Here is a 12,479-nt window from a genome sequence, read left to right on the forward strand (position 1 = left end):
CATCCTGAGGTACTTTCCGGTCATGCATCGAGTTGTGGCGTTCGTCCGCGCACCGCAGTCGACCTTCGAACTCGCCTGCGCCGCCCAGGTCTTCGGGATCGAGCGGGCGGACCTCCCGCCGCACTACTCCTTCGGCGTGTGCGCGGAGCGCCCCGGACCGGTCGCCACGCACGCCGGGTACGACATGCTCGTGACCGGCGGGCTGGACGCGCTCGACCGGGCGGACACCGTGATCGTCCCGGGCTGGCAGCCCAAGACGGAGCCGCCCTCCCCCGCGATCGTCCGGGCACTGCGCCGCGCGCACTCCCGGGGAGCGCGGGTGGTCAGCATCTGCACGGGCGCGTTCGCGTTGGCGCACGCCGGGCTGCTGGACGGGCGACGGGCGACCACGCACTGGGCTCTGACGGACGAGTTCGCCGCGCTCTTCCCGCACGTCAACGTCGACCGGGACGTGCTGTACGTGGACCACGGTGACGTTGCGACGAGCGCGGGCGCCGGGGCCGGTTTCGACCTGTGCATGCACCTGGTGCGCAGCGACCACGGCGCGCGGTACGCCGCGCACATCGCCCGGACCATGGTCATGCCGCCGCATCGCGAGGGCGGGCAGCTGCAGTACTCGGCACCGCCCAGCCCCGCGCAGATCGACGGCACGCTCGCGCCGTTGCTGGAATGGATCACCGCGAGGCTCGGTGAACCGCTGACCCTGGAGCAGATCGCCGCGCACGCGGGCGTCTCACCCCGGACCCTCACCCGGCGCTTCGCCGACCAGCTCGGCACCAGCCCGGGGCACTGGCTGCTCACCCAGCGGATCACCACGGCCCGGGACCTGCTGGAGTCCTCGGATCTCCCGTTGGAAGCCATCGCGCGCCGCGTCGGCCTCTCCTCGGCCACCAACCTCCGCAGGCGGTTCCTCAACGCCCTCGGCACCACGCCGGGCGCCTACCGCCGGGCGTTCTTGGTGAGGCGGACGGAGTCCTCGTCCGGGGCGTCGCCGGCGAGGACGTAACCGGCACGCGTGTAGAGCTCGATGTTGCGGGTGCTGCGACGGCCGGTGAACAAGGCGTGGTGCGTCGTCCCCGCGGGCGCCTGACCCTCCACATGGGACAGCAGCCACGAGCCGATGCCGTTGCCCGCCTGGTCCGGCGCCACCATCAGGCGGCCGATCAGCCACTCCGACCCGTGCGCGCGAGCCCGCACCGCGGCGACGAGCCGTCCGTGCCTGCGCACGCACCACAGCCGCCAGTCCGAGGTCGACGCGCGCAGTTCGTCCAGCGTCTCGCGCAGTGGAGCCAGGTCGAGCGTGTCGTTCGCGATGGCTTCCTGCACCCAGCAACACCGTTGCAGCACAAGCAGTTCCGGTAAGTCGTCGGCTTGGGCGACCGCGAGGCTCAGGCCGTCGACCGGGCCGCGGACGTCGTCGTAGCGCAACGACCGCGTCGCCCGTGCGACCCGGAGCAGCTCACGCAGCACCCCGCGAGCGGACTCGTCGCGCTCTGCCGACTCCAGCACCTGGCCGTCCTGCGTGCTGTCGGCCAGGCGGAGCGCGACCGTCGCGCCGATGGGCATCATCTTCAAGGTCGTGACGACCTGCTTGGCCATCTGCACCGAGCGGGTGCCCGCGGATGTGTTGCCGTAGCTGACGAATCCCACCGGCTTCCACGCCCATTCCCGGTAGAGGAAGTCCAAGGCGTTCTTCAGCACCGCGGGCATGCCGTAGTTGTACTCGGGCGTGACGATCACGAACGCGTCGGCCGCGGCGACCCGCCTGCTCCACGCGCGGGTGTGCTCGTGGACGTAGACCCCGCCGGAGGGGTGGTCGGGCTCGTCGAACAGCGGAAGCCCGATCTCGGCCAGATCCGCGATGTCGACGACGACGCCGGAGCGAACGGCTTCGGCGCTCGTCGCTCGCACGAACCAGTCGGTGATCGCGGGCCCGATGCGTCCGGGGCGGGCGCTGGCGACGATGACGAGCACTCGCGGTGATGTATTCGTTGACATGTCATCGAAGCTACACGGGTGGTCTGTGACGTGTCAACGACTGTAGGCTGGGGCGGTGGACACCCCGTGGCTGAGCGAAGACGAGGACCGAGCGTGGCGCGCGTTCCGCCGGCTGCTGACCGCGCTGCCCGCGCGGATCGGCAGGGACCTGGCCGCTGACTCGGGCCTGTCCCCCGCGGACTACGAAGTGCTGAGCACGTTGTCGGAGAAGCCTGATCGCCGCTGGGCGCTCAAGGACCTCGCCGCGAAGATGCAGTGGTCGCGCAGCCGCCTGTCGCACCACGCGACACGCATGCAGGGCCGGGGGCTCATCGAGAAGGACCCCGATCCCGAGGACGCGCGCGGCTGCATCCTGCGGCTCACCGACGAGGGCTTCGGCGTGCTGGAGGAAGCCGCCCCGCACCACGTCGTCTCCGTGCGCTCGCGCTTCCTCGACCACGTCAGCGCCGAAGAGCTCGACGTGCTGCGCCGGCTGTCGGACCGGATCGCCGACCTGCCCGACTGACGGTCTGCCCACGGCTGATCTGCTCACAGCAGCGAAAGCGGCGCGCGGGCTCGTGGCGACGGCATCGTCGGGGCATGACGAACAACGAGAAGCAGCCGCTGTTCGACCATCGGCTCCGGGAACGGTTCTTCAGCCAGCGCGTGCTGATCCTCGACGGCCCGCTCGACGACGACAACGGTCTGGTGCTCGCCACGCAGATGCTGTCCCTCGCGAGCGAGGACCCCAAGAAGGACATCGCGTTGTGGATCCACTCGCCGGGCGGCTCGGTCCCGGCGATGCTGGCCATCCGCGACGTGATGCGGCTCGTCCCGTGCGAGGTGGCCACGCTCGCGATCGGGCTGGCGTGCAGCGCCGGGCAGTTCCTGCTGTCCGCGGGCACGCCGGGCAAACGCTTCGCGCTGCCGCACGCCCGCATCCTGATGCACCAGGGCTCGGCGGGGATCGGCGGATCGGCGGTCGAGGTGGAGGTGCAGGCCGACGACCTGCGGTACACCAGGGACACCGTGCTCGGGCTCATCGCGCAGGACACCGGCCAGCCCGTCGAGCGGATCTTCACCGACTCGCTGCACGACCGCTGGTTCACCACCGCGCAGGCGCTGGAGTACGGCTTCATCGACCACATCGTGAACGACCTCGCCCAGGTCGTGCCCGTGCGCACGCACCAGCTGGGCCTCACCTCGCAGGCAGGAGCCCACGCATGAGCACCTACACCATCCCCAACGTGATCACGCGCGCCGCGGGCGTCGAGCGGATCATGGACGTCTACTCGCACCTGCTGGCGGGGCGGATCGTCTACCTCGGCACCGCGATCGACTCCGGAGTGGCGAACGCGTTGATCGCCCAGCTGCTGCACCTGGAGTCGGACAACCCCGACCAGGAGATCAACCTCTACATCAACTGCGAGGGCGGGGACCCGTCCGCGATGCTCGCGCTGTACGACACCATGCGCTACATCAAGGCGCCGGTGGCCACGACGTGCGTCGGCCAGGCTGTCGCGGCGGGCGCGGTGCTGCTGGCCGCGGGCGAGGCCGGGCGCCGCGCTGTGCTGCCGCACGCGCGGGTCGTCCTGCACCAGCCCGCCGCGCAGGGTCGGGGCACCATTCCGGACCTCATCCTCCAGGCCGACGAGGTGGTGCGGGTGCGCACGCAGTTGGAGGAGATCCTTTCGACGCACACGGGTCGAGACGTCGCGGACCTCCGGCACGACACCGATCGGGACCGCGTGTTCGACGCCGCCAGCGCCGTCGAGTACGGGCTTGCCGACCAGGTCATCGGCCAGCGGCCCTGAACCGCGCTCACGCCGCCATGAGCACGAGTCCCGTTGGACGGCTTCCGGCCGCGGGACGCGTGCGGCGGCGCTGGCGGACCTCGGTCGCGATGCCGACGAGCAGGTCGTCCAGCCCGATCCCGAGCGCGCCGGTGACCGCGGCGATCATCTCGCTGGAGGGCTCCTTGCGCCCGCGCTCGATCTCCGACAGGTACTGCGGGGAGATGCCCGCCCGCTCCGCGATGTCGACGAGCCGGCCGCCCTGGTGCTCCCGCTCCCTTCGCAGGCTCCGGCCCAGCGCTTCGCGCCACAGCGGCTCCGGGGCGTGCTTCTGGGTGAGGGGAAGGACGTCGGCCATGCGCTCATTCTCGTGCCGGTCCGGCGTCGTCGGACCCCGATTCCGCTCGTAGCGGAACATCCCCGGGCACTTCGAGATCGGCGACCAGTCCGAAGTGGTCACTCGCCCACACGTCGCCGACCGGACTGGTGAAGGTGCGTTCGCACCGGGTCGCGCGGAGGGTCGGACCACCACCGTCACCGCAGCGGATCAGCAGGTAGTCGATCCGCCGGTCCAGATCGGTCTGCCGCTGGGGAGTGATCAACGGCACGACCGACGGAGCGAAGGTGGGGTCCGGCAGGGCGCCGTTGGTCAGTTCCCACACGTCGCGATAGGCCACGCTGGTGCCTTCACAGGACTGCAGGCCACGCCAGAACCGAACGCTCGCCGCTTCGGGTTCGGCGTCGAAGTCACCGCCGAGCACCACGTGCCGGCCCGTGCGCTCGACGATCTCCTCGACGGCGGCGGCGGTCATGACGGCCTGGCGTTGCCGCTCGTGCTCCAGGTTGGTCTTGTAGGACGGCTTGTGGTTGACCAGCAACAGCGGTACGGCGCTGTGCGGCCAGTGGATGTCCGCGATCTGCGCGGAAGCCGCGAAGTCCGCGGTCCGCGGACCCACCTGCAGGTCGAGTTCCCGCACCTGGCCGATCGGCCATCGGCTCGCCAGCGAGATGCCCGAGCCATCGGGCTCGCGCAGCCGGTGGTGCACGACGTGGAACTCATCGCCGAGCAGGTCGACGACCATGTCGTGGTCGTCGGTGACCACGGCCTCCTGCAACAGCAGCACATCCGGCCGCAGCGCACGCAGACCGTCGATGAGCACCGGGCGCCGGCGTGGCCAGTCCTGGTGGTGCCCCAGCAGGTTCTGGGTGATGACGCGCATGTGTGGAATGTGCCCACGCACAGCTGAAATACTCGGCGCATGGAGCAGCGGTGAACAGCATCGGGTACTTCGAAGCCTGGGAGCGCTGGTTCAACGGAGACACCGCACTGCGGGACGCCCGGTTGTGGCGTCTGCACGTGCTGTGGTGGGGCCGCGTGGGCAAGCTCGCCGCGTTCTTCGCCGGAATGGCCTTGATCCTCGACATCATCGGCCCCGAGCGCCTGCGCCAGTTCTCCACGCGGTACGTGCGCAGGAACAACCTGCCGCGCAGCTCCCTGGGGCCCGCGCTCCTGGGTGCTGTCGCGGCGGTGTTCCTGCTGTGGGCGACGTTCTTCCCGGGGAAGGTGTCGTTCCTGGGCTTCGAGATCGCGGTCTACTCGTTCGGGGTCACCTCGGCGATCGCGGTGTTCGTCCTGGTGATCTCGTTGGTGCTCCTGGCTCCCGCGCTCCTGGAAGGTGTGCGCCGGGGCCTGGTCCTCATCTTCGAACGCGACGCCCTGGCCAGGACCGTGCAGGTGACGGCCCTGGTCCTGTTCGTCGCGGGCTTCCACTTCGACATGCTCGCCTCGTAGCCACCGGTGTGACGGCACGTCCGCCGGGACCGGAATCGCTGTGCCAGTAGCCGAAAGGCGGATTTGCCGCCCCCGCGGTCCCGGTAGGACGGTCCACACCGCGACGCCGACAGCCATCACCGGGGTGATCGCTGCGAGCGACGAACTGTCACACCGCCATCATCGCCGACCTGAGGACAAGCACCTTGATCGACCTTCTCGCCGGACTGCCCGCCGTGGACCACCACTGTCACGGAGTCGTCAAGGACGCCGTCGACGCCGAGAGCTTCCGGAGCCTGGCCACCGAGTCGGACCTCCCACAACCCGCCGACGCGTTCGACACGCCGGTGGGCGTGGCGATCCGGGCGGAGTGCGCGCCGCTGCTGGGCCTGCCGCGCCACGTCGACGGCGAGAGCTGTCTCCGGGCGCGCGCCGAACTCGGTCCGCAGGAGGTGACGCGGCGCCTGCTGGCCGCGGCGAACATCTCCACCTATCTCGTCGACACCGGGTACGGCGGCGACGAGATCACCACGCCCGGCCAGCTGGCCGGGTTCACCGGTGCGGAGGCGTTCGAGATCGTCCGGCTGGAATCGCTGGCCGAGCGGCTGGCCCGCTCCGGCGTCGACGCGAGCGGGTTCGCCGAGACCTTCCGCAGCGAACTGGAGTCCGCGCTGCGCACCGCCGTGGGCGTGAAGTCGATCATGGCGTACCGGTACGGGCTCGACTTCGTCCCGGAACGCCCGAGCGAGGCCGAGGTCCGCTCGGCGGTCGGCGGGTGGCTGCGGTCCGGCGAAGCGCGGCTGACCGATCCGGTGGTGCTGCGGGCGGTGCTGTGGGCGGCGGTCGACGCCGGGCGCCCCATCCAGTTCCACGTGGGTTTCGGCGATTCCGACATCGACCTGCACCGCTGCGATCCCACCCGGATGACCGGCTTCCTGCGGGCGACGGCGGGCAGCGGCACACCGATCATGTTGCTGCACAACTACCCGTTCGTGCGCGAGGCGGGCTACCTCGCCCACGTCTACCCGCACGTCTACCTCGACACCGGGCTGGCGGCGGGCTTCGCGGGCGCGTCGGCGACGGCGATCGTGCGGCAGTCGCTGGAGATCGCCCCGTTCACCAAGGTCCTGTTCTCCACCGACGCGTTCGGGCTGCCCGAGCTGTACGTGCTCGGGGCCCGCCAGCACCGTCTCGCACTGGCCCGCGTCTTCGGCGACTGGCTGACGGTCGACGCGATCGGCGAGACCGACGCGCGACGGTACTTGGAGCTGCTGATGTCGGAGAACGCCCGCCGCGTGTACGGGCTCGGCAAGTCATCGCCGCCGGAGGACGATCAAGCTGTGTGAGTCTGCCGGGTTCCCCTTCCGCAGCCCCTAGAAGGGCGCGGGTTCGGCGATGGGTTCGAGTTCGGTCTCGATCACCCTGCCACTCGGCGTGGTCCACGCATGCGTCCCATCGGGGCGGTTCTCGCAGGACCAGTTGGAGTGGGTCTTCATCCGGTGATGGTGACGGCACTTGGGCCGCAGGTTCTGCACCGTGGTGTTGGTCCCGTCGAACGGGCAACAATGATCCAGGTCGCAGCGGTGCGCCGGTTGGTTGCAGCCGACCATCGTGCACGTGGGATACCGGGCGTTGATCAGCTCGCGTTGTGCCGGGGTGGGTCGGTAGGTGGTGATGTGCTCGGCCATGCCGGTCACGGGGTCGGTGAGGATGCGCTTCCAGATCCCGTTCGCGGCGACATCGGCCACAATGGGGGCGGGGAGCGGTCCGTATCCGGCGAGCATGACCGGGTCTTTGGTCAAGCCGAGGATGTTGGTGATCGGCATCGTGAGGTTCACGCACACCTCACCCTGCGGGGCGGGTGTTTCCTTGCCCATCAACAGATCCGCGGCCACATCGGATCGTTTCTGGTCGAGGGTTCGGTCATCCTTCGGCAACGCCCGCGCGATCCGGTCGATCCGATCGAAGGCCAAGGCCGCGTCGAGGGCGGGCAGCACGACGCGCAGGGAGCACATGCCGTCGTCGAGGTTGAACTTCTCCACCAACCGCTGCTTCCGCTTCTCCTCATGACGCCGCAACGCCGCTTCAGCGTCAAGCTTGAGGACATACCGCCGGGCATACCGTTGAGACGCGGTGTAGTTATGCGTGGCCGCATGCGCAATCAGCACCGGTTCAGCAATCGCCTGGTTGGCCGCGTCCAGGACACTGACCTGATCGATGATCATCAACGCCTTACCCTCATCAATCCGCCCCTCCGACAACGCCTCCAACACCACCGGGTGCTCCACCAGCGACATCGCCCGATCGATCAGCTTGTTGCCCTTGACCTGAGAGACACGCAGCAGCGGCATCAGGACATCCCCGGCGTACTGCTGCACTTGCGGATCCAGGTCCTCATAGAGCTTCATCAGGGTTAAGGCGAAGTCCGCCACCGCACGCCCGATCGCGGCGTAGGCGGCGACGAGTTCGTCTTCGATATCGGCAGGGGCCATACTCCCATTTTAGCGTCTGCAAATAGTGGATCATGGCTCTACAGAGTGAACTTTCCCTTACACCCCAACGGTTTCAGCAAACGAAAGCCAGTTCCAGCTGGCGCGAGGTAAGGCTGGAACGGTCGGCTTTACCTGGGGTGCGCGTGCCATACGCTCGTCGGCGAGGGCCGGTTCCTGACCGTGCCCGCCCGGCAGGCCCTCGGCACGCGCAAGGGGCCCCAGGTCAAGCCGACCCCACGCCGGAACCAGCCAACCCCCGCTGCAGCCAGCCACACCCCGCCGGAACCAGCCAACCTCGCCGGAACCAGCCAACCCCCCGCCGCAACCAGCCAACCCCGCCGGAACCAGCCACCCCACACCGGATGACCTAAACGACCCCGCACCAGTCCGCGGCGAGCAACGCGTAGGTCCGGGCGGCAAGCCACATCTCGCCCAGGTCGACGTACTCGTCGTTGGCGTGGGCGACGCGCAGGTCCCCCGGGCCGAGCACGACGGACGGGATGCCGAGCTTCTTCAGCACGGTGGCGTCGCACCCGCCGTAGAAGCCGGTGAAGGTCGGCTCGGGCGCGAAACCGGTGCCGACCGCCGCACGTCGGTAGGCCGCCGCGAGCGCCTGGTTGATGTCCGCGTCGGGCTCGATCGAGTACGGGTCCCACTGCAGCTTCCACTCGCAGACCGGCCGGTGCTTGCGCAGCCACGGGTCCGAGTCCGCGGCGCGGTCGATGACGCCCTGGATCTCCGCGCGCACGTCCTCGCCGTCGCGCTGCGGGTGGTACATGACGGTGTACTCGATGGTGGCGGAGTCCGAGAGCGCGAAGGGCACCGCCAGGTCGCCGGGCGCGCCGCGGATCACGCCGGGCAGCAGCGCGAAGTGCCCGTCGAAGAACAGCTCGTGCCGCTGGGTCTGCACCCACTCCTGCTCAAGTCCGCGCAGGGCCTGGTAGACGGTGAAGATCTTGTCGATGGCGTTCACCCCGAGCGCGTCGCCCGCCCGGTGCGGGTGGATCGTCTCGCCGCGCATCGAGCAGTGGACCTTGATGCCCTCGACGGTGACCGAGAACCACAGCAGCCCGGGGCTCACGACGGCCAGGGACACCGGCGTCGGCGGGGCGCTCGGCTCGGAGACCACGGCGGCGTCCGCGGTGTAGCCGCGCTCCACGATCGCACCGGTGCCACAGGTGTAGTCCACGGTCTCCTCGCCGACCGCGCACTGCAGCAGCAGGTCCCCGGAGAGCTGGACGCCCGCGCGGCGCAGCGCGATGGCGGCGTAGGCCTGGCCGATCAGGCCCGCCTTCTGGTCGGTGGTGCCCCGGCCGTACATCCGGTTGCCGACGACCTCCCCGGAGAAGGGCGGCGCCACGTGCCAGTCGGCCGGGTCGCCGCCCGGGACGACGTCGACGTGCCCGTTGAAGATCAGCGACCGGCCGGTGCCACCACCGAGGCGCCCGACCGCGTTCTCCCGGCCCGGCTCGACGGCGAACACGTCGACCGCGGCGCCCGCGCGCTCGTACAGCTCGGCGAGCACCGCGCTGCCCTCGCCCTCCCTGCCGACGTGCTCCTCGTACTCCACTCCGGGGTACTTCGGGTTGACCGAGGGAATCCGGACGAGGCTCTGCAACGAGGTGACCATCTCGTCGCGGAGGCCGTCGACGGCGGCCAGGATCCTCGCGCGGACTTCGTCGGTGGGCGGCGCAGCGGTCATGTACGCGACTCCTCGGCGTGGGGGGCGTAGATGATCCCACCGGGTGCCCCGCCGATGATCACCGGCCGCCGGTTCGAATGGCGCGGATGCGCAATTGGGGGACGGAAGTGGCATTCACCGGACAATTCCCGGCATTCGGGGAGAATGTTCTTCACGATTGACAACCCGTCCGGCACATGGAGAATTTGATCATGCAGATCACGAACGGCTCGGCGGGGACCACGGTGGACATCCGCCGGGCGAGCCAGGCCGATCCCGAGGCGAACGCCGGGATCGCCGACCGGCTCCACACCCTCGGCGTCCGCGCGATCGCGATGACCGTGGTCGACAACGGCGGTGTCACCCGGGTGAAGGTCGTCCCGGTGCGCAGGCTGGCGAGCGTGCTGCGCAGCGGGGTCGGGTTCTCGGTCGTGTGGGCGGTCGCGGGCACCGACGACAGCTTCGCCCTGGCCGCCCCGTTCGACACGCCCGCCGGTGATCTGCGGTTGTTCCCGGACCTCGACGCGCTGGACGCGGTCACCGGCGGTTCGCCGCTCGCGTGGGTCCCGGCCGACCAGTACACCCAGGACCTGGAGGTCTCCCCCTGCTGCCAGCGTTCGGTGCTGCGCGAAGCGGTGGAGCGCGGCCGGGCGCGCGGCATCGAGTTCAAGGCGGCGTTCGAGGTCGAGATGTCGTTGCTGGACCGCGACGGGCGCCCCGCGCACTCCGGGCCGGGCTACAGCGCCTCCGCGCTGCTGGAGATCGAACCGTTCGCCCTCGACCTGATGGACGCGCTCGCCGCCCACGGCATCGAGGTCGAGCAGCTGCACCCGGAGTACGCGCCGGGCCAGGTCGAGTTCTCCTGCACCGCGCGCGATCCGCTGGCCGCGGCGGACCAGCTGGTGCTGAGCCGGGTCGTCGCGCGGAAGGTCGCGCGGGCGCACGGCCTCGACGTCAGCTTCGCGCCGAGCGTGCACCCCGGCACCCTCGGCAACGGCTGCCACCTCCACCTCAGCGCGTGGCGCGACGGGGTCAACCTGATGCAAGGCGGCGACGAGGCCGGTGGCGGGATGTCCGTCGACGGCGCCGCCATGGCCGCCGGGATGCTCGACGCCCTGCCGGGCGTGCTGGCGGTCCTCGCACCGAGCGTGCTGAGCTACGCCCGCCTCCAGCCGCAGAAGTGGGCGGGCGCCTACGCCTGCTGGGGCGTGGAGAACCGCGAGGCGGCGCTGCGCCTGGTACCGGGAACCGTCTCGTCCCGGGCCTCCTCGGCCAACGTCGAGATCAAGACAATCGATGGTGCGACCAATCCCTACCTGGCGCTGAGCGTTCTGCTCACGGCCGCGTTCGACGGCATCGACCGGGACGCCGCGCTCCCCGCGCCGGTGCAGCGCGACCCGCACTCGATGACCAAGTCCGAGCGCACGAAGGCCCGCATCGCGCGCCTGCCGTCCACCCTGGGCGAGGCGGTGGACCTGCTGGCCCGCAGCGAGGTGGCGATGAAGGCGCTCGGGCCGCAACTGCACCACGCGTTCGTGACCGTGCGCCGCCAGGAATGGGCCACCTACGGCAAATGCGACGTCGCCGAGGTCATCTCCGATTACCGGCTGCGGTACTGATCACCGCCGCAGCGACGCGTCGAGGCTCCGCACCAGGTCCCCGACGCGACCGCGTCCGCTCGGAGCGTCGGGGTAGCGCAGGAGGACGCGCACCACGACCGGGCTGGCCAGCGCGAGCGCTTTCTCGATATAGGCGGCTCCGACAGTGTGATCGTCACCGGCGTCGAGTTCGAACGCGCGCGCCGCGTGGCCGGCCGCACCGAGGATGTGCAGGACCTGAGTGGCTTTGGCCAGCGGATGCAGGTACGCCGCGCCGGCGGCGGCAACGGCCGCGCGTGCGGCATCGCCGGCCGCGTCCTGCCCGGCGTCCCGTGTCTCCTGGTAGGCGCGCTGCGCCGCCCACGCGCCGTCACGGATCGCCTTGCTGCGCTTGGCTCCCTCAGCGAACGCCCGCGCCGCGTCGATCGCGGACCTGGGCCGCTGATCATCAGGGCGCACGCGTTCGAAGATCGCCATGGCGGGCTCCGCGCAGGCCACGGAGTAGCGCGTGACCTCGCGGAGCTCTTCGACGCTGAGTTCGATCGCAGTCATGTGCATGAACAGTATCGTTAAAAAGCCGGTTGGCACTTTTCAGCGAATGTCACAGGACCGCGGCTCAGAACCTTCAAAGCCGTTCGCGTACACCGTCATCCACCTCGGGTGCAGCTGGTAGTAGACGACGTCCCTTTCCCAGTCGAAGCCGTCATCGCCGTAGAAGTCCTTGAGGTACGCCAGCAGCTCCGGCCAGTCCTCGGCCGCCTCGCCGTCCTCGGGGTTGAGGACCTCCACCTCGCCGTGCGTGAACACGCCGAGCTGTTCCCCGCGCATGTGCGCGACGCTGGCGGCGGGCCGCGCGCTCAGGTGGCGGGCCTTCGCCGCCTTGCGCGCGGTGCCGAAGTGCCACTTGCCGTGCAGGAAGTGCCCGTCGGCGCCGCTGATCCGCGGCTCGCCCTTCGCGGTCACAGTGGACAGCGCGAGCGTGCACATGCCGGTGAGGACTCCGGTGAGCCGCTCCGCGGTCAGCGTGCTCTCGGTGGTGATGATCGAGCGGAGGTGCGAGCTGGAGCTGGCGAGGGAGGCGTCAAGGAGGGCTTGCAGTTCCTTGAGTTCTTCAGGCGTTTCACGCATGCGCCCATGCTGCACCCGCAACCCTGACACCTCCTGTCA

The 12,479-nt window shown here is 70.0% G+C and carries 14 protein-coding genes; 7 read left to right on the forward strand and 7 right to left on the reverse strand.

Going from position 1 to position 12,479, the window contains the following annotated elements:
* Positions 1 to 22: 22 nt before the first annotated feature.
* The gene (locus tag BLT28_RS11000; RefSeq protein WP_030433896.1) at positions 23 to 1,006 is read left to right on the forward strand and encodes a GlxA family transcriptional regulator; all 984 of its coding nucleotides are present in this window, start codon (positions 23 to 25) and stop codon (positions 1,004 to 1,006) included.
* On the opposite strand, the gene BLT28_RS11005 is transcribed toward BLT28_RS11000, so the two are convergent.
* Complete coding sequence (locus BLT28_RS11005; protein WP_030433897.1) at positions 940 to 1,998, reverse strand: bifunctional NAD(P)H-dependent oxidoreductase/GNAT family N-acetyltransferase; 1,059 nt, start codon at positions 1,996 to 1,998, stop codon at positions 940 to 942. The two genes, BLT28_RS11000 and BLT28_RS11005, sit on opposite strands and share 67 nt — an antisense overlap.
* Before the next feature lie 55 nt (positions 1,999 to 2,053).
* Between BLT28_RS11005 and BLT28_RS11010 the strand changes: the two genes are divergently transcribed.
* From BLT28_RS11010 to BLT28_RS11020, 3 genes are all read left to right on the forward strand, one after another.
* Positions 2,054 to 2,503 carry a MarR family winged helix-turn-helix transcriptional regulator gene (locus BLT28_RS11010; protein WP_030433898.1) on the forward strand — a complete coding sequence of 150 codons (450 nt, stop codon included), beginning with the start codon at positions 2,054 to 2,056 and terminating at the stop codon, positions 2,501 to 2,503.
* A gap of 74 nt (positions 2,504 to 2,577) precedes the next feature.
* Complete coding sequence (locus tag BLT28_RS11015) at positions 2,578 to 3,204, forward strand: ClpP family protease (protein WP_030433899.1); 627 nt, start codon at positions 2,578 to 2,580, stop codon at positions 3,202 to 3,204.
* Entirely contained in the window at positions 3,201 to 3,791 is a 591-nt protein-coding gene (locus BLT28_RS11020) for a ClpP family protease (protein WP_030433900.1), read from the forward strand. The genes BLT28_RS11015 and BLT28_RS11020 overlap by 4 nt, the downstream gene beginning before the upstream one ends.
* 7 nt (positions 3,792 to 3,798) lie before the next feature.
* Here BLT28_RS11020 and BLT28_RS11025 read toward each other — a convergent pair whose 3' ends face one another.
* Both BLT28_RS11025 and BLT28_RS11030 read right to left on the reverse strand, forming a co-directional pair.
* A complete protein-coding gene (locus BLT28_RS11025; RefSeq protein ID WP_030433901.1) occupies positions 3,799 to 4,128 on the reverse strand; it encodes a helix-turn-helix domain-containing protein in 330 nt (109 codons plus the stop codon).
* Positions 4,129 to 4,132: 4 nt separating this feature from the next.
* On the reverse strand, positions 4,133 to 4,990 hold the full coding sequence (locus BLT28_RS11030) for an endonuclease/exonuclease/phosphatase family protein (RefSeq protein WP_030433902.1): 858 nt from the start codon (positions 4,988 to 4,990) through the stop codon (positions 4,133 to 4,135).
* A gap of 50 nt (positions 4,991 to 5,040) precedes the next feature.
* Here BLT28_RS11030 and BLT28_RS11035 point away from each other — a divergent pair, with 50 nt between their 5' ends.
* Together BLT28_RS11035 and BLT28_RS11040 are read left to right on the forward strand one after the other, a co-directional pair.
* Positions 5,041 to 5,562 (forward strand): hypothetical protein, encoded by a 522-nt coding sequence (locus BLT28_RS11035; RefSeq protein ID WP_030433903.1) that lies wholly within the window; start codon positions 5,041 to 5,043, stop codon positions 5,560 to 5,562.
* A 185-nt stretch (positions 5,563 to 5,747) separates the two neighbouring features.
* The gene (locus tag BLT28_RS11040) at positions 5,748 to 6,887 is read left to right on the forward strand and encodes an amidohydrolase family protein (RefSeq protein WP_231950743.1); all 1,140 of its coding nucleotides are present in this window, start codon (positions 5,748 to 5,750) and stop codon (positions 6,885 to 6,887) included.
* Positions 6,888 to 6,914: 27 nt separating this feature from the next.
* On the opposite strand, the gene BLT28_RS11045 is transcribed toward BLT28_RS11040, so the two are convergent.
* Together BLT28_RS11045 and BLT28_RS11050 are read right to left on the reverse strand one after the other, a co-directional pair.
* Positions 6,915 to 8,033 (reverse strand): HNH endonuclease signature motif containing protein, encoded by a 1,119-nt coding sequence (locus tag BLT28_RS11045; RefSeq protein WP_083383714.1) that lies wholly within the window; start codon positions 8,031 to 8,033, stop codon positions 6,915 to 6,917.
* Between the two features lie 367 nt (positions 8,034 to 8,400).
* On the reverse strand, positions 8,401 to 9,735 hold the full coding sequence (locus BLT28_RS11050; protein ID WP_030433880.1) for an ArgE/DapE family deacylase: 1,335 nt from the start codon (positions 9,733 to 9,735) through the stop codon (positions 8,401 to 8,403).
* A gap of 191 nt (positions 9,736 to 9,926) precedes the next feature.
* Here BLT28_RS11050 and BLT28_RS11055 point away from each other — a divergent pair, with 191 nt between their 5' ends.
* A complete protein-coding gene (locus tag BLT28_RS11055) occupies positions 9,927 to 11,333 on the forward strand; it encodes a glutamine synthetase family protein (RefSeq protein WP_063766723.1) in 1,407 nt (468 codons plus the stop codon).
* On the opposite strand, the gene BLT28_RS11060 is transcribed toward BLT28_RS11055, so the two are convergent.
* Complete coding sequence (locus BLT28_RS11060) at positions 11,334 to 11,864, reverse strand: putative immunity protein (RefSeq protein ID WP_030433882.1); 531 nt, start codon at positions 11,862 to 11,864, stop codon at positions 11,334 to 11,336.
* Positions 11,865 to 11,903: 39 nt separating this feature from the next.
* Positions 11,904 to 12,440, reverse strand: a complete 537-nt coding sequence (locus BLT28_RS11065) for a pyridoxamine 5'-phosphate oxidase family protein (protein WP_030433883.1) — start codon at positions 12,438 to 12,440, stop codon at positions 11,904 to 11,906.
* Positions 12,441 to 12,479 lie beyond the last annotated feature (39 nt).

The organism is Allokutzneria albata, assembly GCF_900103775.1.
In the GTDB taxonomy this organism is placed as follows: Bacteria; Actinomycetota; Actinomycetes; order Mycobacteriales; family Pseudonocardiaceae; genus Allokutzneria; species Allokutzneria albata.